The sequence below is a fragment of the Shewanella sp. MM_2022_3 genome (genome assembly GCF_022557375.1).
Taxonomy (GTDB): Bacteria; Pseudomonadota; Gammaproteobacteria; order Enterobacterales; family Shewanellaceae; genus Shewanella; species Shewanella xiamenensis.
Genome location: NZ_JAKZGV010000131.1, coordinates 1 through 301 on the forward strand (window position 1 = coordinate 1; position 301 = coordinate 301).

Below are 301 nucleotides of genomic sequence, written 5' to 3' on the forward strand. Positions count from 1 at the left end.
TTATTAGGGATAGAGTGGTATCCCCTAGGGGATTCGAACCCCTGTTACCGCCGTGAAAGGGCGGTGTCCTAGGCCTCTAGACGAAGGGGACACAAGGACTTATGTTTTTCCTCATAACTGAGGTCTTGCGATTTATCTCAAACAACTCGTTAGTCATTTGCGATGCACTCTATCTTATTAGGGATAGAGTGGTATCCCCTAGGGGATTCGAACCCCTGTTACCGCCGTGAAAGGGCGGTGTCCTAGGCCTCTAGACGAAGGGGACACAAGGACTTATGTTTTTCCTCATAACTGAGGTCTT

Annotated in this window: 2 tRNA genes; both read right to left on the bottom strand. The window is 48.8% G+C overall.

Features of this window, described 5'->3' with window-relative positions:
- Positions 1-15: 15 nt before the first annotated feature.
- A tRNA-Glu gene (locus tag MMG82_RS21465) sits at positions 16-91 on the bottom strand.
- A gap of 98 nt (positions 92-189) precedes the next feature.
- Positions 190-265 (bottom strand) — tRNA-Glu (locus tag MMG82_RS21470).
- Positions 266-301: the final 36 nt, after the last annotated feature.